Source organism: Oryzomicrobium sp. (assembly GCF_036820405.1).
GTDB lineage: Bacteria > Pseudomonadota > Gammaproteobacteria > Burkholderiales > Rhodocyclaceae > Oryzomicrobium.
The window spans coordinates 1-19,501 of sequence record NZ_DAISLS010000021.1 but is presented as its reverse complement, the minus strand read 5'-3'; the positions used below and the strand labels follow the sequence as shown (position 1 = coordinate 19,501).

18 protein-coding genes are annotated in these 19,501 nt (G+C 63.7%); 4 read left to right on the top strand and 14 right to left on the bottom strand.

Translation table 11 applies throughout. The features are described 5' to 3' along the window. The 11 genes from V7Z98_RS17400 to V7Z98_RS17350 form a co-directional block, all read right to left on the bottom strand. Nucleotides 1-1,057: PhoH family protein (locus V7Z98_RS17400; protein ID WP_334159346.1), on the bottom strand; the 1,057-nt coding region annotated here is incomplete at its 3' end. A 97-nt stretch (nt 1,058-1,154) separates the two neighbouring features. Beyond that, on the bottom strand, nt 1,155-1,625 hold the full coding sequence (locus V7Z98_RS17395; protein WP_334159344.1) for a peroxiredoxin: 471 nt from the start codon (nt 1,623-1,625) through the stop codon (nt 1,155-1,157). Between the two features lie 154 nt (nt 1,626-1,779). Beyond that, nucleotides 1,780-3,252: a methyl-accepting chemotaxis protein gene (locus tag V7Z98_RS17390; protein ID WP_334159342.1), complete on the bottom strand. Its 1,473-nt coding sequence runs from the start codon at nt 3,250-3,252 to the stop codon at nt 1,780-1,782. Nucleotides 3,253-3,476: 224 nt separating this feature from the next. Next, on the bottom strand, nt 3,477-4,379 hold the full coding sequence (locus V7Z98_RS17385) for a polysaccharide deacetylase family protein (RefSeq protein WP_293262603.1): 903 nt from the start codon (nt 4,377-4,379) through the stop codon (nt 3,477-3,479). Nucleotides 4,380-4,466: 87 nt separating this feature from the next. Then, entirely contained in the window at nt 4,467-5,510 is a 1,044-nt protein-coding gene (locus V7Z98_RS17380; RefSeq protein WP_293262606.1) for a bifunctional UDP-4-keto-pentose/UDP-xylose synthase, read from the bottom strand. A gap of 32 nt (nt 5,511-5,542) precedes the next feature. Next, a complete protein-coding gene (locus V7Z98_RS17375; RefSeq protein WP_334159340.1) occupies nt 5,543-6,484 on the bottom strand; it encodes a formyltransferase in 942 nt (313 codons plus the stop codon). Between the two features lie 19 nt (nt 6,485-6,503). Next, nucleotides 6,504-7,499, bottom strand: coding sequence for a glycosyltransferase (locus V7Z98_RS17370; RefSeq protein ID WP_334159338.1), 996 nt, complete (start codon nt 7,497-7,499; stop codon nt 6,504-6,506). 25 nt (nt 7,500-7,524) lie between these two features. Further along, on the bottom strand, nt 7,525-8,652 hold the full coding sequence (locus V7Z98_RS17365) for a DegT/DnrJ/EryC1/StrS family aminotransferase (RefSeq protein WP_334159336.1): 1,128 nt from the start codon (nt 8,650-8,652) through the stop codon (nt 7,525-7,527). 24 nt (nt 8,653-8,676) lie between these two features. Then, nucleotides 8,677-9,051 carry an SMR family transporter gene (locus V7Z98_RS17360; RefSeq protein WP_293262618.1) on the bottom strand — a complete coding sequence of 125 codons (375 nt, stop codon included), beginning with the start codon at nt 9,049-9,051 and terminating at the stop codon, nt 8,677-8,679. Nucleotides 9,052-9,080: 29 nt separating this feature from the next. Beyond that, nucleotides 9,081-10,733, bottom strand: coding sequence for a glycosyltransferase family 39 protein (locus V7Z98_RS17355; RefSeq protein ID WP_334159335.1), 1,653 nt, complete (start codon nt 10,731-10,733; stop codon nt 9,081-9,083). Nucleotides 10,734-10,789: 56 nt separating this feature from the next. Then, on the bottom strand, nt 10,790-11,161 hold the full coding sequence (locus tag V7Z98_RS17350; protein WP_334159334.1) for an Mth938-like domain-containing protein: 372 nt from the start codon (nt 11,159-11,161) through the stop codon (nt 10,790-10,792). 243 nt (nt 11,162-11,404) lie between these two features. Between V7Z98_RS17350 and V7Z98_RS17345 the strand changes: the two genes are divergently transcribed. The 4 genes from V7Z98_RS17345 (at nt 11,405) to V7Z98_RS17330 (ending at nt 16,211) form a co-directional block, all read left to right on the top strand. Next, entirely contained in the window at nt 11,405-12,634 is a 1,230-nt protein-coding gene (locus tag V7Z98_RS17345; RefSeq protein WP_293262964.1) for a pyridoxal phosphate-dependent aminotransferase, read from the top strand. Between the two features lie 44 nt (nt 12,635-12,678). Continuing rightward, nucleotides 12,679-13,989, top strand: coding sequence for a homoserine dehydrogenase (locus V7Z98_RS17340; protein WP_293262627.1), 1,311 nt, complete (start codon nt 12,679-12,681; stop codon nt 13,987-13,989). Nucleotides 13,990-14,062: 73 nt separating this feature from the next. Further along, complete coding sequence (locus V7Z98_RS17335; protein ID WP_334159333.1) at nt 14,063-14,653, top strand: DUF1318 domain-containing protein; 591 nt, start codon at nt 14,063-14,065, stop codon at nt 14,651-14,653. Nucleotides 14,654-15,524: 871 nt separating this feature from the next. Continuing rightward, a complete protein-coding gene (locus V7Z98_RS17330; protein ID WP_334159332.1) occupies nt 15,525-16,211 on the top strand; it encodes a recombinase family protein in 687 nt (228 codons plus the stop codon). 54 nt (nt 16,212-16,265) lie between these two features. Here V7Z98_RS17330 and V7Z98_RS17325 read toward each other — a convergent pair whose 3' ends face one another. The 3 genes from V7Z98_RS17325 to V7Z98_RS17315 form a co-directional block, all read right to left on the bottom strand. Beyond that, nucleotides 16,266-17,243 carry a hypothetical protein gene (locus tag V7Z98_RS17325; protein ID WP_334159331.1) on the bottom strand — a complete coding sequence of 326 codons (978 nt, stop codon included), beginning with the start codon at nt 17,241-17,243 and terminating at the stop codon, nt 16,266-16,268. Nucleotides 17,244-17,559: 316 nt separating this feature from the next. After that, a complete protein-coding gene (locus V7Z98_RS17320; RefSeq protein WP_334159330.1) occupies nt 17,560-18,699 on the bottom strand; it encodes a Fic family protein in 1,140 nt (379 codons plus the stop codon). 32 nt (nt 18,700-18,731) lie between these two features. Further along, complete coding sequence (locus V7Z98_RS17315; RefSeq protein ID WP_334159347.1) at nt 18,732-19,235, bottom strand: KilA-N domain-containing protein; 504 nt, start codon at nt 19,233-19,235, stop codon at nt 18,732-18,734. Nucleotides 19,236-19,501 lie beyond the last annotated feature (266 nt).

The following is a 19,501-nucleotide window of genomic DNA, read 5'->3' as shown; positions in this document are numbered from 1 at the left end:
AGGGGGCCATCTTTTCTTCCTCGGTGCCGGGCAGGAAGCCGATGTCCTCGCCCACCGGCACGGTCACCCGGGTCATGATGATCTCGGCGTAGAGCTTGCTCTCCAGCACCTGGGTCAGGCCCGCCGCCAGTGTCAGCAGGGTCTTGCCGGTGCCGGCCTGGCCGAGCAGGGTGACGAAGTCGATCTCCGGGTTCATCAGCAGGTTGAGGGCGAAGTTCTGCTCCCGGTTGCGGGCGGTGATGCCCCACACGGCGTTCTTGGGGTGGGAATAATCGGTGAGGGTCTCCAGCACCGCGGTCTTGCCGGCCACTTCCTTGACCCAGGCGGCCAGCGGGTTGCCCTGGCCTTCCTGCCAGACGAACTCGTTGACCATGAACTGGGGGCACATGGGGCCGCTCAGGCGGTAGCGGGTCTTGCCGTTTTCCTTCCAGGACTCCATGCCCTGGCCGTGCTTGTCCCAGAAGTTGGCGGGCAGTTCCTGGGTACCGGCGTAGAGGATGTCCGTGTCCTCCAGCACCTTGTCGTTGAAATAGTCTTCGGCGGCCAGGCCCAGGGCGCGGGCCTTGATGCGCATGTTGATGTCCTTGGACACCAGGATCACCTGGCGCTTCGGATGCTTGCGCTGCAGGTGCACCAGCACCGACAGGATGTGGTTGTCGGCCTTGCCGGTGGGCAGCGCCGTGGGCAGTTCGCCGGAGATGGCCTCGGTCTGCAGGAACAGCCGCCCGGTGGCCAGCTTGCTGGAGGGGCCGGTGAGGTCCACCCCTACGTCGATGTCCTCGCTGCTGGAAACCAGCTCGTCCAGGGTACGCGACACCTGGCGGACGTTGCGCGAGATTTCCGACATGCCCTTCTTGTGGTTGTCCAGCTCCTCCAGGGTCATGATCGGGAGGTAGATGTCGTGCTCCTCGAAGCGGAACAGACTGGTGGGATCGTGCATCAGCACGTTGGTGTCGAGGACGAACAGCTTGGAGGGGGAGGCGGCAGCCGTTTTCTTGGCGGACTTGGCGGCGGCTTTCGGTACGGCTTTGGCTTGCGCGGCGGATTGGCGGGCCATGGAGTTTCCTTGCGTTCGTTGATGACGATACCGGGGACAACAGGCGCTGCGACAACGGGTGCTGCGGTACTGCGAGGTGAAAGAGGGGGCGGTGCGGCTACAGGGCGCGCAGGGCGGCCAGCACGGCTTCGGCGTGGCCCGGGACCTTCACGCCGCGCCATTCCTGGGCGAGCTTGCCGGCGCGATCGAAGAGGAAGGTACTGCGCTCGATGCCGCGCACCTGCTTGCCGTACATGTTCTTCATCTTGATCACGCCGAAGGCATTGCAGACGGTTTCGTCGGCGTCCGAGAGCAGTTCGAAGGGCAATTCCAGCTTGGCCTTGAAGTTGGCGTGGGACTTCAGGCTGTCCCGGGAAATGCCGACGATCACCGCGCCGGCGGCGGCGAACTGGGGATGGAGGTCGCGGAACTGGGCGGCTTCGGTGGTGCAGCCTGGGGTGCTGTCCTTGGGATAGAAATAGACCACGACGGCCTGGCCGGCGCGGGTAGCCTCCGCCAGGGTGAAGTCGCCGCCGGTGCCGGGTAGGGTGAAATCGCTGGGGACGGTGGCGGGGATGCTGCTGCTCATCGGGGTCTCCTGAAAGGGCGGAAGCGGTTTCCGCCGGCGGCTTCATTCTCAGGAAACTGAGGCGTTACGGCAAGTGCTGCGGTGCGGCGGGCGCCGCCCCGGCCTGCCCGGAGGTCCGCCACTGGCGCGGCTTTCCGGGCAGGGTCCGGCGGCTTCAGGCCGCCTGGGGCCGGGCCATGGCGCCGTCCAGCTCGCCCATCAGGTGGTCGAGCCGGGAGGTGGCGGCGGCGATGCCCTGAGTCTCCCGGGATAGGAGGCCGGTGGAATGGCCGAAGGTGGCGATCTCGCTGGAAAAATCGCCGAACCGTTCCTGCTGGGCCTGGGCTCCGGCGGAAATGTCGCCGAGCAGGCCGGCGATCACCCGGGCCTCCCGGATCACCGCGGCGAGGCGTTCCTGGGCAGCCAGGGCGTTGTCGCGGCCACCCCCCATCTGCTCGCCGCCGTGGCGCACTGCGGCCAGGGCTTCCTGGGTGGCAGCGAGGATCTCGGCGATGCGCCGCTCGATGTCGCCGGTGGCGTGCTGGGTCCGCTCGGCCAGCTTGCGCACCTCGTCGGCCACCACGGCGAAGCCCCGGCCGGTGTCGCCGGCCCGGGCCGCCTCGATGGCGGCGTTGAGCGCCAGCAGGTTGGTCTGGTCGGCCACGTCGCGGATGATCTGGACGATGGCACCGATCTCGTTGTTGCGCGCCCCCAGCTCCTCGATGCGCGCCACGGCCTGGCCGATGGCGCCGTGGGCCTGCTCCAGGCGGGCCACTGCTGCGTCCATCACCTCGCCGCCGGCCGTGGCCTGGCTGCCGGCGGCTTCGGCCAGGCGACTGGCTTCGGTGGAACGGCGGGCGTTCTCGGCGGCGGCGGCGATGATGGCGTCGGCGGTGCCGGCCATGCTTTCCGCCCGCTGCCGCTGTTCGTCCATGGTATCGGCGATGCGCCCGGTGGCCCCGGCTATGCCCGCGCTTTCCCGGGAGGCGGCACCCACCGAATTGGTGATCTGGGTCAGCAGCACCTCCAGGTGGCGGGAGGCTTCTTCGGCGTGCCGGCGGGCGTCCTCCAGGTTGGCGAAGGAATGCTGGCGGGCCCGCTCGAAGGCCAGGGCAAGGGTGAACACCACTACCAGCAGGCCGATCAGGGATTTGCCCTGGAGCGCCGGCAGCAGGTCGTGGGGCAGGGGCGAGGGCGGCAGCAGACCCTTGCCCTCGATGGTCATCAGCAGCGCCACGGCGGCCAGGGTCAGGCCGCTCCACAGGTAGCCGGCGCCCCGCCCGGCGATGAACACGGCGGCCAGGGGGATGGTGGCGAACCAGACCACGCTGGTGGAGAACAACCCACCATTGACCGCCACCATCCACGCGACCATGCCGAACATGGACGCGGTGACGAACTGGGCGGCCAGGCGCACGCTGCCGGTGCCCTTGAGCAGGAAGGGGCCGAGCAGGAGGCCGAGACTGCCGACGAGGATGCCGTTGGCCATGGGGTAGTGGCCGTGCTTGTAGTAGGAGAGGGCGAAGAGGGGCGCCACCAGGGCGGCGATCAGCCCCACGCTGACCACGGTACGGGCGCGCACCGAGGCTTCGGGCGACGTGCGCACCGCTTCGGGAAGGAACCAGGCAACGACCTGGGCGAGAGCCATGACGAAAACCTCGGTGATGGAAAGCTTCGGAATGTAGATCAAACGATCGTTTGAATCAATTGCCGAGGTCTGGGAAAAAAGTTCCCGATGGCGAGAAAAAGATGGGCAGGCGAAAGGAAGGGACGCTGCCGCCGATGGCGGGTGATGGAAACGAAAAGGCCGGAGCGCATGGGCTCCGGCCTTGGGCGGAAAAGGCGGTCAATCCGCCCGGGAGGTCGTAGGGTTCAGCAGGTGGCGCCCTGGACCATGAGCTGGCCCGAACGGCCTGGAATCTCGCCCCAGCCGATCTCGTGGCGGGGCAGGGCGGCCGGGTCCAGGGACTCGAACAGGGTGCGGGTGGCGACGAGCTGGTAGCCCTGGGCCTTCCATCCGGCCAGCAGGCGGTCGAATACCGGAGCCAGCTTGCCCCCTTCCAGTTCGGCGTGAAGGGTGTAGACCTGATCCCGGTCGGCGGCCTGGGTCAGGCCGAGCAGGTGGTCGGCCACGGTGGCCTCGGTGATGCCGTCGGCGCCGATCAGTTCGTCCAGGGTGGGCAGGGTGGTGGGCAACTGGGGCACGGCCAGTTCACGGCCCTGCCAGACCGGGCGGAAGGGATGGCTGCCGCGGCCGTCGGAGGCGTAGTCCATGCCGGTTTCCCCTTCCAGGGCCAGGGCGGTGCCGTTCATCTGCCAGCCGGCGGCGCCGTGGGTGCGGGGGGGCGTGCCGAACACCTCGGCGAAACGTTGCACCGCCTTGCCGAATTCGGCTCGGGTCCAGGCCTCGGAGGCCTTGCCGACGCCGTCCTGCCATTTCACGTGGTCCCAGCAGTGGATGCCCACCTCGAAGCCCGCATCGCGCACGGCGCGCATCACGTCGGCGCTCTTGCGGCCGATATCCGGCCCGGGCAGCAGGGTGCCGTAGAGCAGGGTCTTGATGCCGTAGTGGGAGACCACCGAGGTGCGCTGCACCTTCTTGGCGAAGCCCGGGCGCAGGGCGCGCTTGACGGCGCGGCCGGTGTGGTCCGGGCCGAGGGAGAAGAGAAAGGTGGCGCCGGCCTGGTGGCGGCGCAGCAGTTCGACCAGGGCGGGCACGCCTTCCCGGGTGCCGCGGAAGGTGTCCACGTCGATCTTGAGGGCGAGGTAGGGCATGGCGATGGGGGATGTGAAGGGGGCGACACAAAACGAACGCGCCGCCGCGGAAGATCCGGACGGCGGCGCGTTGCGGGGCGGGTGGGTTTAGTCCACCAGCTTGCGGGCTTCCGCCACCTGGCCACGGTAGGCGTCGAAGATGTTCTTGAGGGCATCCTCGAAGGTCACTTCCGGCGCCCAGCCCAGTTCGGACATGGTGTTGGCGATCTTGGGCACCCGGTGCTGGGTGTCCTGGTAGCCCTTGCCGTAGTACTCGCCGGAGGTGGTTTCGACCATCTTCACCTGGCCGGCGGTCTCGGCGTACTCGGGGTACTTCTTGGCCAGGTCGAGCATCAGGGTGGCCAGTTCGCGTACCGAGTAGTTGTTCTTCGGGTTGCCGATGTTGTAGATCTTGCCGGAGGCCACGCCGTCCTTGTTCTCGATGATTTTCATCAGGGCGGCGATGCCGTCGGAGACGTAGGTGAAGGAGCGCTTCTGGCTGCCGCCGTCCACCAGCTTGATGTTCTCGCCGCGCACGATGTGGCCGAGGAACTGGGTGATGACGCGGGAAGAGCCTTCCTTCGGGGTGTGGATGGAATCCAGGCCCGGGCCGATCCAGTTGAAGGGGCGGAACAGGGTGTAGTCCAGGCCCTCTTGCTGGCCGTAGGCATGGATCACCCGGTCCATCATCTGCTTGGCGCAGGAGTAAATCCAGCGCGGCTTGTTGATCGGGCCGAGGATGAATTCGGAGTTCTCGGGGTCGAACTCGGCGTCCTTGCACATGCCGTACACCTCGGAGGTGGACGGGAAGATGACGCGCTTGTTGTGCTTCACGGCCTGGCGAATGATCGGCAGGTTGGCCTCGAAGTCCAGCTCGAAGACGCGCAGGGGTTCCTTGACGTAGGTGGCCGGGGTGGCGATGGCCACCAGGGGCAGGATCACGTCGCACTTCTTGACGTGGTACTCGATCCACTCCTTGTTGATGGTGATGTCACCCTCGAAGAAGTTGAAGCGCGGGTGGTCGAGCAGGCTGGCAACCCGGTCGTTGGCCATGTCCATGCCGTACACCTCCCAGTCGGTGGTGTCGATGATGCGCTGGGACAGGTGGTGGCCGATGAAGCCGTTCACGCCGAGGATCAGGATTTTTTTCATGGTGTTGTCAGGAAACAGGAAATCGGTGGAAATCAGAGCCGGATCGAATTGTGCTCTTTTCCGGATACAAGTGCGCTAAAACGTTCCGCATCGAGAGGACTGCCGTCGAGCTGGGCGGCTAGCAGGCGCAGCTTGCGGCCGTCGCCGCAGCGCGCCGTGAGCCGGCCCTCCTCGACCGCCAGGGCGGGCACCGTCTCGCCGGCAGCGGCGGGGCCGTCCACGGGCAGGGTCCGCAGCACGGTCAGGCGGCCCAGTTCCGTGTCGCTGAAGGCGCCCGGGTAGGGGGGCGCCACGGCGCGGACGAGATTATGAACGCTCCGGGCCGGGTTCCGCCAGTCGATCCGTCCATCCTCGGGTTTGCGGCCGCCGAAATAGCTGCCCCGGGCCAGGTCCTGGGACTGGAAGGCGACGGTGCCGGCGAGGAGGCCGGGCAAGGCCCGGTGCAGGCAGATTTCCGCCGCCACGGTGACCTTGTTGAACACGTCGAAGGCGGTGTCGTCGGCCAGGATGGGCACGGCCTGCTGGTCCACCAGGCGGCCGGCGTCGGGTTTTTCGACCATCTCGTGCAGGCTGGCGCCGGTTTCCGTCTCGCCGTGGATCACCGCCCAGTTCACCGGCACCCGGCCCCGGTACTTGGGCAGCAGCGAGCCGTGCATGTTGAAGGCGCCCCGGGGCGGTACCGCCAGGAGCGGCGCCTTCATCATCTGGCGGAAATAGAAGGAAAAGAAGAAGTCCGGTTCCAGGGCGGCGATTTTGGCCACTACCTCGGGGGCGTTCACGTCCTCCGGGGTGATCGTCGGGATGCCGCGCTCGTGGGCGATGTCGGCCACCCGTTGGAACCAGATGTTCTCGCGGGGATCGTCCTCGTGGGTGACGACCAGGGGAATGTGCACGCCGCCGTCGAGCAGGGTCAGGAGGCAGCGGGCGCCTACGTTGTGGTAGGCGAAGACGACGGCGCTGGGGCGCGTGGGCATCGTGGCGTTTCCGGGAAGGTCAGGGCTGCTGGGTGGCCGGCGCGGCGACCGGGGTGGCATCGTCGACGGGGGATTCGAGGATCGCGCCGATGCGGTAGCGGGGCCGGTAGCGGACCTGCATGTGGATGCGGCCGATGTATTCACCCAGGATGCCCTGGCCAAACAGCACCAGGCCAACCAGGAAGAAGGCCAGGATGTCCCGGTCCCAGATCACTTCGAGCAGGCCGGTGATCTCGTGGTTGAACAGGCGGTGGATGATCACCCCGACGTAGGTCAGCAGGGAGAGCAGGGAAACCAGGATGCCGAGCAGGGAGAAGAACTGCAGCGGCGCCACCGAGAAGCCGGTCATCAGGTCGAAGTTGAGGCGGATCAGGCTGTACAGGGAATACTTGGATTCGCCGGCGGCGCGGGCCTCGTGCTCCACCACCACTTCGGTGGGCTGGTGGGCGAAGGTGTAGGCCAGGGCCGGGATGAAGGTGTTGACCTCGCGGCAGTCGAGCATGGCCTCGACGATCTCGCGCCGGTAGGCGCGCAGCATGCAGCCCTGGTCGGTCATCTTGATGCGGGTGATGCGCTCACGCAGCCGGTTCATGGCCTTGGAGGCCACCGAGCGCCACAGGGCGTCCTCGCGCTGGCGGCGGATCGAGCCCACGTAGTCGTGGCCGGCGCGCACCGCCTCGAGCAGCTTGCCGATCTCTTCCGGCGGGTTCTGCAGGTCCGCGTCCAGGGTCACCACCACGTCGCCGCGACACTGCTCGAAGCCGGCCATGATCGCCATGTGCTGACCGGCGTTGGCGGCCAGCAGCACCACCCGGGTCACGTCGGGGCGGCGCTGGAACTGCTCGCGCAGCATGGCCGCGGAGCGGTCGCGGCTGCCGTCGTTGACGAAGATGATCTCGTAGGTGGCGTCGAGTTTGTCGAGGGCGGGGTAGAGGCGGTCGTAGAGGGACTGCAGGCCGGCTTCCTCGTTGTAGACCGGGATGACGACGGACAGCTCGGGATGGGCGTGGCTCATGGTTCGGCGGAAATGTCGGAGGTGTTCAACGGGGCAGCAGGTCGGCCAGGGCGGCGACCACGCGATCCACGTCGCCATCGGCCATGGCCGGGAAGAGGGGCAGGGTGAGGATGCGGCGGCCCACGTCCTCGGCTACCGGGCAATCCCCTTCCTGCCAGCCGAGGCGGCGGTAGAGGGTGGTCAGGTGCAGTGCCGGGTAGTGGACCCCGGTGCCGATGCCGCGCGTCTTGAGGGCCGCCATCAGGTCGGCCCGGTTACTGCCTTGGGGCACCAGCACCTGGAACATGTGCCAGTTGGACTGGGCGAAGTCGGCCAGGGGGAGTTCCAGCACCCGCTCCAGGCCGGCGGCGGCCAAGGCGGCGAAGTAGCGCTGCGCCAGGGCGCGGCGGCGGGCGGTGAAGCCGTCCAGCTGTTTGAGCTGGCCCAGACCCACGGCGGCGGCTACGTCGGTGAGGTTGCCCTTGTGGCCGGTCATGTCCACGTCCAGGGTGCCGTCGGGGAAGCGCTGCACGCCTTGCAGGCGCAGCCGCTCGACCCGGGCCGGGTCCACGTCCGGGGGGAGCACCAGGGCGCCGCCCTCGCAGGTGGTCAGGTTCTTGTTGGCGTGAAAGCTGAAGGAGACGAAGCCCGAGCCGTCGCCGAAGGCCTGGCCGATCGGGGTGCCGTTCCAGTTGGCGCCCAGGGATTGGGCGGCGTCCTCGATCACCCGCAGGTTGTGGCGGGCGGCCAGGGCGTAGATGGCGTCCCGGTCCAGGGGCAGGCCGGCCAGGTCCACCGGGATGATGGCCTTGGTGCGCGGGGTGACGGCCGCCTCGAGCTTGCCCAGGTCGAGCATGCGGGTGGCCGGGTCGATGTCCACGAACACCGGCCGGGCGCCGCGCTTGATCACCACGTTGGCGGTGGCCGCCCAGGTCAGGGGGCTGGTGATGACTTCGTCGCCGTGGCCGATGCCGGCCAGTTCCAGGGCGATTTCCAGGGTCAGGGTGCCGGAGTTGAACACCTTGACCGGCCGGCCGCCGCACAGGGTGGAGAGTTCGGCCTCGAACTGCTGGCACTTGGGACCGGTGGTGATCCAGCCGGAGCGCAGCACGTCGGCCACGGCGGCGATGGTGGCCTCGTCGATGCTCGGCCGGGTGAAGGGGAGGAAATCCATGGAAAGACCTTGACGCTTCGATGCTTAGTGGGACCGGGCGACGAGCCAGACGCCGACGATGATGAAGCCGATGCCCATCAGCTTCTGGGTGACCAGTGGTTCGCCGAACCATTGCCAGGCAATGAAGGCGTTGATCACGTAGCCGATGGAAAGCATCGGGTAGGCGATCGACACCGGCACCCGGGACAGGGCCATGATCCACACCACCAGGCTGACGGCGTAGCAGGCCATGCCGCCCATGATGTGGGGCTCGAAGGCGAGCTTGAGCCCCACGGGCAGGACGTTTTGCAACTGGAAGTCGAAATGGCCGACGGCGTTGGTGCCGGCCTTGAGCAGCAATTGGGCGGCGGCGTTGAGCAGCACGCCGGTGAGGATGAGGGCGAAACTGATGGCAGTCATGAGGCGGTGGAAAAGTCAGGCGGGCAGGTTCAGGGCTGGGGCTTGCGCACGATCACCCGGCGGGAATCCCGGGCCAGCACTTCCATGGGTACGCCCTGGGCTTGCAACTGCTCGAAGGCGTCCGGCGGAAGCAGGGCGAAGGCCTTCTGGTCGGCCTCCCAGCGCTTGACGAAGTCGGCGATGGTGGGCAGGAATTTCTCCGGTTCCTGCTGGATGCCGAAGTCGAGCTCGTCCTTGTACTGCACCATGGTGGTGGTGCGCTTGAGATAGGGCTGCAGGGTCTGGTCGTAGGTGTTGACGCTGTAGAAGGGCAGGCTGTCGTCCATGTAAGGCTTGACCTTCTGAACGATGTCCCATGCCGACATGGATTCGCGCTGGGTCTCGTGGCCGGTCAGGGTCAGCTGGGCGCAGATCAGGCCCCCCAGTGCGACCACCATGGTGGCCAGGGTTTTGCGCTCACGCTGGAAGAGGGTGAAGCCGACGGTGGCACCCACGGTCAGGGCGAGGGCGGCGCCGATCAGCCACGGCTGGTAGGCGGGCACGTCCGGGTTGTCGTTGCGGATCGATTCCAGGTTGGGCACCCACAGGGCGGCGCCGACGTAGATCAGCCCGAACAGGATCACCGGCACCATGTGCCAGCGCAGGGTGCGTCCCGCGTCCCGATCGATGGCCCGGCCCACCAGCACGGCGCCGGCGGGGAAGAGGGGGATGATGTAGGAGATCAGTTTGGAGTGGGAGGCGGAGAAGAAGCCGAAGATCACCACCGCCCAGATCAGCAGGAAACGGTCGGCGCGGAACTCGCCACGGACCCGGGTGGGAGTGCGCACGGTCTTCCAGCATTCGGCCAGGAACAGGGTGACCCAGGGCATGAAGCCTACCAGCAGCACCGGGATGAAGTACCAGGCGGGCTGGTAGCGGCCGTGGACCTTGGTGAGGAAGCGCTCGAAGTGCTCGTGGATGAAGAAGAAATGGAAGAATTCCGGGTTCTTCAGGCTGACGATGACGAACCAGGGCACGGTCACCAGCAGCAGCAGGGCCAGGCCGGAGAACCAGCGCATGCGCAACCAGAAGCCGAACTCGCGCTGCACCAATGAATAGAGCACCAGGGCGGCACCGGGCAGCACCAGACCAATCAGTCCCTTGGACAGCACGGCCAGGCCCAGGGCGACCCAGGCCAGCCAAAGCCAGTTGCGTTCGATGGCGTTGTCGATGCCCGGGCGCCGACTCAGGGCGAAGGCGAACACCGCTAGGTTGAGGAAGAAGCACACCCCCATGTCCAGGGACAGCACATGGGCGAGCACTACATACAGGATGCTGCCGGTCAGGGCCGCCGCGCCGAGGAAGCCGGCCCGGGCGCCGAACAGGCGGGCGCCGGTGAGCCAGACTGCCAGGATGCCGAGCAGTCCGGTGAGGGCCGGCCACAGGCGGGCGGACCAGTTGTGCTCGCCGAACAACTCATAGGACGCGGCGGTGGCCCAGTATTGCAGGGCCGGTTTTTCGAAGTACTTGAGGTCGTTCAGGCGGGGGGTGACCCAGTCGCCGCTGGCCACCATTTCCCGGGGGATCTCGGCGTAGCGGCCTTCGTCGGGCCGGACCAGCTTGCGGTATTCCAGGTTGCTGAACCAGACCACCACCACGATGAGGAGAAAGAGGAAGAGGGAGCGTCGGCTGCGGAATTCCATTGTTTTTTATGGGCGATGAGCGGGCAGGGCGCGGGTGGCGGGACGGCAGGAGCCGTTCAGGGCAGGAGCAGGGCGCAGGCGACCTTGCGGTCCTCGGCGGCCAGGATGTTGTAGGTGCGGCAGGCGGCCTGGGCATCCATCACCTCCAGGCCGCGCCGGGCGGCGAGCAGGGATTGGGTCAGGCGCGGATGGGGAAAGCGCAGGGCGTTGCCGGTGCCGAGAATGACGATCTCGGCGTCGGTGGCGGCGAGCAGCTCGAAATCCTCGGCGGTCAGGGCGTCGAAGTCATGGCCGGTCCAGCCCGGGGTGAGGCGGGTGGGGGTGACCAGGACGTTGTTTTCGTGGCGCATTCCATTGACCAGCACGTACCCCTCGCCGTACCCGGAGAAGGTGTAGAGACCGTCGGTTTTGGAGAGGTGGAGCTTCATCGGTGCCGGGGATGTCCGTTGCGATGCACAACGCGTTAAGAAAGGGTAGGATTATAGGCTTTCCCGACAAGTTAGGCCGGGCCGTTTTTGCAGGGTGCGCATCCGTGCGATGCGATCCCGCCGGGATGGCTCAGGGGGCGCCGCGGGCGGCCCCGTCCGGCCGCCAAAGCCATGAGTGATCTTTCAAGCCCTTCCGGCACGCTTACCGAATCTTTTTCCGACGCCAACGACGCGCCCACTGCCATGCAACCGATCCTGAAATCCGCCAAGCTCGCCAACGTCTGCTACGACATCCGTGGACCGGTGCTGGCCCGAGCTAAGCAGATGGAGGAAGAGGGGCAGAAGATCATCAAGCTCAACATCGGCAACCTGGCCTCCTTCGGCTTCGACGCGCCCGAGGAAATCCAGCAGGACATGATCCGCAACCTGCCCAATTCGGCGGGCTACTCCGACTCCAAGGGCATCTTCTCCGCCCGCAAGGCGATCATGCACTACACCCAGGAGAAGAAGGTCAAGGGCGTGGGGCTGGAGGACATCTACATCGGCAACGGCGTGTCCGAGTTGATCGTGATGGCCATGAACGCCCTGCTCAACCACGGCGACGAGGTGCTGGTGCCGGCGCCCGACTATCCGCTGTGGACCGCCGCCGTGAGCCTGTCCGGCGGTACGCCGCGCCATTACATCTGCGACGAGGGCGCCGGCTGGCTGCCCGACCTGGACGACATCCGCAGCAAGATCACCGACAACACCCGGGCCATCGTCCTGATTAACCCGAACAACCCGACCGGGGCCCTGTACCCGGACGACCTGCTGCGCGAGATCGTCGAGATCGCCCGCCAGCACCAGCTGATCATCTACGCCGACGAGGTGTACGACAAGGTGCTCTACGACGGGGTGACCCACACCTCGATCGGCTCCCTGTCCGAGGACGTGCTGACCATCACCTTCAACGGACTGTCCAAGAACTACCGGTCCTGTGGCTACCGGGCCGGCTGGATGGTGGTGTCCGGCGACAAGCGCCACGCCCAGGATTACATCGAGGGCCTCAACATGCTGGCCTCGATGCGCTTGTGCGCCAACGTACCGGGCCAGTTCGCCATCCAGACCGCCCTGGGCGGTTACCAGAGCATCAACGACCTGGTGGCCCCGGGCGGCCGCATGCGCCGCCAGCGCGACCTGGCCCATGAGCTGATCACCTCGATCCCCGGGGTGAGCTGCGTCAAGCCCAAGGCCACGCTGTACATGTTCCCGCGCCTCGATCCCAAGATGTACCCGATCGCCGACGACCAGCAGTTCATCTGCGAACTGCTGGAAGCCGAAAAGGTGTTGCTGGTGCAGGGCACCGGCTTCAACTGGGGCCATCCGGACCACTTCCGGCTGGTCTTCCTGCCGCACGAGGACGATCTGCGCGAGGCCGTCGGCCGCATCGCACGCTTCCTCGACGGCTACCGCAAGCGTCACGGCCACGCCTGAGGCCGCTTACTAGAACGATTCCTTTCACCTATAAGCAAGAGTCTATGAAACCCATCAATGTCGGCCTTCTGGGCATCGGTACCGTCGGGGGCGGTACGTTCACCGTTCTGCAGCGCAACGCCGAGGAGATTACCCGCCGCGCGGGTCGTCCCATTCAGATTACGGTGGTGGCCGACAAGGACGTTGCCCGGGCCCAGTCGGTCACCGGCGGCGCCTGCAAGGTGGTGGACGACGCCTTCGCGGTGGTCACCGATCCCAGCGTCGACATCGTGGTGGAACTCATCGGCGGCTACGGCATAGCCAAGGAGCTGGTGCTCAAGGCCATCGAAAACGGCAAGCACGTGGTCACCGCCAACAAGGCGCTGCTGGCCGTCCATGGAAACGAAATCTTCGCCAAGGCCCGTGAAAAGGGCGTCATGGTGGCCTTCGAGGCCGCCGTGGCCGGGGGCATCCCCATCATCAAGGCGGTGCGCGAAGGCCTGACCGCCAACCGTATCCAGTGGATCGCCGGCATCATCAACGGCACCACCAACTTCATCCTGTCCGAGATGCGCGACAAGGGCCTGTCCTTCGAGACGGTGCTCAAGGAAGCCCAGCGTCTGGGCTACGCTGAAGCCGATCCCACCTTCGACGTGGAAGGGGTGGACGCGGCCCACAAGGTCACCATTTTGTCCTCCCTGGCCTTCGGCATCCCGGTCCAGTTCGACAAGGCCCACGTGGAAGGCATCTCCAAGCTCGACGCCACCGATATCCGTTACGCCGAGCAACTGGGCTACCGCATCAAGCTGCTGGGCATCACCCGGCGCCGCGCCGAGGGCATTGAACTGCGCGTCCATCCGACCCTGGTGCCGGCCAAGCGCCTGATCGCCAACGTCGAAGGCGCCATGAACGCCGTCCTGGTCCAGGGCGATGCCGTGGGCGCCACCCTGTACTACGGCAAGGGTGCCGGCGCCGAGCCGACCGCCAGTGCCGTGATCGCCGATCTGGTGGACGTGACCCGCCTCGCCACCGCCGATCCGGAAAACCGGGTGCCGCACCTGGCCTTCCAGCCCGACCAACTGGCCGATCTGCCGGTGCTGCCGATCACCGAGGTGGAGACTGCCTACTACCTGCGCATGCGGGTGGAAGACAAGCCGGGCGTGCTGGCCGACATCACCCGCATCCTGGCCGACGAAGGTATCTCCATCGACGCCATGCTGCAGCGCGAGCCGGACGAGGGCGAGGCCCAGACCGACATCATCATCCTGACCCACGTCTGCGTCGAAAAGAAGGCCGACGCGGCAATCGCCAAGGTCGAAGCCCTGCCCGTGGTCCAGGGCAAGGTCACCCGTCTGCGCCTGGAAAACCTCCAGTAATGCCAGACGGGGCTCCCCGGCAACGAAAAAGCCTGCGACACTGTTCGCAGGCTTTTTCGTTTGGAGAGGCGCCATGGGAATCCTGAATCTGGCCCGCCGCCGCGTGCTGGCGGGCTGTGCGGTTTGTACCGGGCTGGCCATGTTGTCGGCCTGCACCAGCGTCGGGCTGTACACCGGGGCGGCTGGCACCCAGGAAGAAGCGCGGGAAGTGGTGCGCCTGGTCTACAGCCAGGGTAGCCCCGCCGACATCCAGGCGCTGCCTTACGAGGGGGGCGATCTGAGCAAGGCCGTGCAGCGCCTGCGCGACCGTTACCCGCGCCTGCAACCCTGGTACGCCCAGGGGGTAATCGGCAATACCTCGGGAGGCTTCGTCGCTGTCCGGGATGTCCGCCGGCGCAGCGAGGTGAGCGAGCTGGTGCGGGCCGAGAACCGGGACCGGGCGTTGCTCTACGTGCGGGGCTCGGTGGAGGTCGGCCATGGTACCGACGACCTCGAATCCTGGCTGCCCTACGAGCGGGAGAGCTTCGGCACCGAATGGATCGAGCAGTCGCCCGCCGGCTGGTGGTTCCTGGGCAAGGACCGGCAATGGCACGAGAAGACAACCCCGGCACGCGTACCGCCGGCCCGTGAGCCGGGTCGCAGCGACAGCCGTTTCATCTGGTGAGTGTTTTCGTGCTGGGGCCGGTACGGACGCCACGAGCTGCCAGCATGGGCGGGTGCCAGATGGCGCCTCTGCTTTTCAGCGGTTTTGCCGCACGTTTGCACTTTTGCGCCCTAACCGTCCCGTTTGTAGTAGTCGTCTTTCTGCGTCTTCCCTGGCTACGGGGCTTTGCTTGGGGTGTTGCTGCATTCCAGGAAATTCGCCAGGCACCGCTTGCCGTGCCCATGGAGAGGCATGTCAGGCATCAAGGCCGAAGTGGCCGGCGCGGTCGGCTGGGGCTGGTAGGTGGCGAGGTGGCAGCACCAGGACTCTACGGAGGGGATGGGGGTGCCCGTGGGCGCAGGGGGAAAACGTGCGACTGGAGGGGGCTTGGCGGCGATTCCGCAATCGGGATGCGAAACGGAATTTTCCGCGTCATGCCATTGTCGAACGGCCAACCAAGGTGCATGAACCTAAAACGGCCCGGCACAAAAGCGAAAGGGGTTGCACCGAAGTGCAACCCCTTGTTTTGTTTGGCTCCCCGACCTGGGCTCGAACCAGGGACACACGGATTAACAGTCCAATCCGTTGTGAAAAGCCTATATAAATCAAGTTGTTGCGTGTGTTTTTTGTACTTCTGCAAAACTGCTACCAAGGCCGCGAGTCTAGCATTAATGGCTCTAGTGTGGCCTGTCAGAAATTTTGGCTGCAAATTTTTGAGAGGTCTCCCTCTGCGGCTCCGTAAGGGGTTTCCCCCCGGTGGGGGTGGGGTTCTGCTTAAGCAGTAGCACCGTATAGGCAAAGCTCCTTTGTGCTGTGCTTGCAGGCGCCGGGATGGGTATAAAATAAGCTAACGTGCGTTACGCAGTTTTATACCTACCCTAGAGACTCCCCTATGACACCTCCTCCAAAGCTAGTTGGCTATCTTCGAGTGTCCACCGCCAAGCAAGGGCAGAGCGGCCTTGGACTAGAGGCCCAGAGGGCAGCCATTGATGGGTATGCCTCAAGGGTTGGGGGAGGGCTCCTCCAGACCTTCACAGAGGTTGAGAGTGGGAAGAACAACGCCAGGCCCGAACTGGCTAAGGCACTTCACCTCGCCAAGGTGACGGGGGCAGTCCTTGTCATTGCAAAGCTAGACCGCCTCTCCCGTAATGCCGCCTTTCTGCTGGCTCTTCGGGACTCTGGGGCCAAGTTCATCGCGGCGGACATGCCTGACGCTAACGAACTGACCGTGGGCATCATGGCTCTTGTAGCGCAGCAGGAGCGGGAGGCCATCTCAAAGCGTACTAAGGAGGCTCTCCAGGCCGCCAAGGCGCGAGGAACGCGGCTAGGGAATCCCAACGGTGCTGCGGCTCTTAAGAGGGCTGCTAAGGGCAATGGAGAGGCCCTGGCGGGCATCAAGGCCAAAGCAGATGCCCACGCGAGACAACTGGAGCCAATCCTAGAGGCGCTCCAGGAGGAGGGCATTGTCAGCTTGGGAGCCATTGCTGGGGCTTTGAATAGCCGAGGGATGCTGACCCCTAGGGGGGCCTCCTGGCATAAGACCTCCGTGCGGAATTTGCTGAATAGACTGGGGCGTTAAGAGGGGCGTAAAGGGGGAGGGCGTCTGTCCCTGATCCCCTGTTTTTACTTCTGCTTAGTCCTCCAGCTTGGCGTCCCCTGGAAGGGTCGCCCTGATGGTGGCCTTCAGCTTCTCTGCTGCTTCGCCAAGATTGTCCGGGTCCCAGATAACGGTGAGATGGTGGTTTGTGTCGAAGTGTGTCCCGCCCTCATCGAAGGCGTCTTTACGGCACGTATAGATAACAGGCTTGCCTAGTCCCTCTGCAAATCCTGCTTCCCAATAGGCCCCCCTGTTGTGGTGGGAAAGGTCAGCAATGAGAAAGCGAGCCTGGCGAATTTCCACCCTTAGCCGGTCGTCAATGAGTCCCGCAGGCTGCCCCTCATCAAGACGCTTAAGGTCAAAGCCAGTGCTCTTTACGGCCGCCTTGAAGTGTTCTTGGTAGATGGTGTCTAACTGGGGATCCCCGAATTGCATTGCCATAAAGGCTGTATGGCTAGTTTTATTTTTTCTCATTAACTCTTCAAAATACTCCCACCCATCAAGAGTAAGGTTTATGGGGCTGAGGCTGTAAGTTCCTATGCTTCCATGGTTGGCGTCTTCATGTTTTAAATCACTTGATACTAATTTTTTTTCTTTGGCATGTTGGCAAATAAAACCAAGGTCGTTTAGTTTATTTATTCCTATTGCCGCCATTGCTGCGAGTCCTACTTCTATTGGCTCGCTAGGGTTATTTTGATTTTGAGCAACCCATATAATGAGTCTACTAAGCTGTTCTGGTGGGGTTGGTAATATTGTGTTTTTTAATATATTGGGGATGATTCCTGCGTCGATGTGAGGCTTTGTTGTTTTGTTTTGGCTATTGCGGATGAAGTAGCTCAGTTTTGTTTGGTAGTGCTGGTCTTGTTTGGTGAGTGAGTGGAAGTCCTCATAAGTGGATTGTTCAATTGTGAAAGTGCCACATCGTCGGCAGTCGAAAAGGAGGCCAGTAGGAACTGTTTTTTTTCTGCTGCCGAAATTTCCACAGATGGGACAGCGATTAAGTATAGGTAACACTTCCTATTTTCCTCTGGTGGTTGTCGCGGGTGTTATGCCATGGGCTTTTTGTAGCCGTCGTTGGAGGTGCGTGTAGTGAAGAAAGGTAGTCTTGTTGTTGCCGTTATTGCCCTTATCTTTGCCCTGTCTGCGCCTCTTGCAGAGGCCCGTGGGGGCGGAGGTGGGAAGCGTGGAGGCCAAGTCCTATAGCGCGAAGAAGGGCTGTGCAGGTAGCGATGGTGGTGGGGGCATCTGGGAGCCGTGGCTCTTATGAATGTGAATAGGGCCTACCCCGCTTGATGCCGAGTAGGCCCCTTCAACTCTCTTTTGTGATCCTCTACCAGGCAGGGCAAAGAACTCCTTTAGAGTTCTCTTTAATCAGGTCTCTAGCCTTGAGCTCTGTTAAGTCCCGTTGCCGTGTCCTGTCGCTAACCTTTATGTATAAGGCTTGATACCAAGGCTCTGCCCTAAGTTTGTCTATAGGGAGCGGTTTCTCCATTAGCTGGCAAGCAATTGTAAATTGTCGAGTGTTTATGAGTTTTTCTTCATGCAGAATGCTTAGGCTGGCTCGAAATAGCAGGGCTGCGACCATGCGGTTTACTCTGTTCTGTAGTGCCTTAATGGTCTTTAGCATTCCCTCTAGATGAAAAATGACGAAGGGCTCTAGAGGGGATGGAGCTTTCTTTTCGGCTGCCCTGCGGCAGGAGTTGAAGAGGCCGAAATATTGGTGAATCTCTTCAAGGTAATACCGTGCAAGGGCAAAGGGGGCATACCGGTAGCCTGCTGCTAACAGGATGGTAGCTTCCAAGACGCGCCCAACCCGCCCATTGCCGTCCCAGAAAGGGTGAATTAGCTCAAAGTAGAGGTGGACTAGGGGGGCCCGGACGAGGGGGGGGATGCCCGCAGCCTCCAGTTGGGTGTTCCATTGGCACAGGGCTTCTATGAGCTTCTCTATATCGGCCCCGTATTGGGGCGGCTTATAGGAGCCTCCTGTGGCTTCAGAGCCAACTTGGGTGACTGTCCCTTTGTGGTTGTCCCGGAAGTGGCCTGGAGTGTTTCTCTTCTCAACACTCTCCAGGCCCTCCGTGATGGCGACATGGACCTGGCGGATAAAGTCAGGGGTCAAAGCCCAGCTAGGGGCCTTTGCAGCCCCCTTTGCTAGGTCATAGGCCCGCTTCATGTTGGCGACTCGCCGCGCTTCTTCTTCCTTGAGCTTGGCCGGGTCCATCTCTAGGACCTCTGCTGTCTCCTCTTCGGACAACTTGCCGCCCTCAATCGTGTTCGTCCCGTAGATGCTGGTTGTCAGGACCTCTTTCTCAAGAGAGTTGGCAACAGTAGCAAGGGGGGAACCTTTGAATAGCTCATGGACATCCTCAATCCGCGCCAAGAGGGGGGCCACAGAGCTGAGGTCTAGGCCTAGCTGGAAGGTGAAGGGGCCTGAGCGGGCCGTCTCTACCCGAAAAATGTGCTGTTCCATGTCGCAAAAATGTCGCAGTGCTTAACACTTAATTAACACTTTATATCATGGGTTTGCAGCGTTTGTTTGTTTGTTAACGTCGCAAAAATGTCGCATTTGCTGGCGGGTAGCTTGTCGCCCTCCTTGAGCCCCTTTTCCTGAAGCTCCTTGACCTCGCTCTCCAGGCTCAGGATACGGGCTCTTGCTTGATCCAGGCTGGCCTTGAGCCCCAGGGCTTCCTCCGTAGGGACCACCGCTACAGAGACCTGGAGGGACCCCTTAAGGATGTTGTCCACCATGAGGTCGCACCACACCGCGAAGCGGACATCGAGCCACCGAGCAAAGAAAACGGCCAGCTTGGGGTGACCGTAGGTGCCGACTTCAGGATTCCCGTGATAACCGAGCTTGGCCTGAGTGATGAGGGGAATTCCCATCATCTCTCCCAAGGTGCGGATATAAACCTTCGTGCTGCTGTTCTTCAGGAACTCCCGGACATCCTTCCCAAACGCCTTCGCAGCCTTCGTCATATTGATATAGCCGTCCTCTCTGAATGTGATGGGGAGGCCGTTGAAGTCTTGGGTGATGAGGGGGTGGCTACGAGCGCCCCAACCTGGGCGATGGGGGAAATCCCCCTATTGCCACTGGTGAGCCTAAAGCCCCGGCCAGCTGGGGGTGCAGCAGGGTTCCCCGTAGCGGCCCTTGGTGGAGAGCCAAAGGTGAGATTTTTCCACCTTAAGGGCCCAAGCCAGGGCCTCCACGTATTCCTTGTGGGCTGCAGCCGGTTTCGCTGACACCTTGTTAAGGTGGAAGATGAAACGGGAGG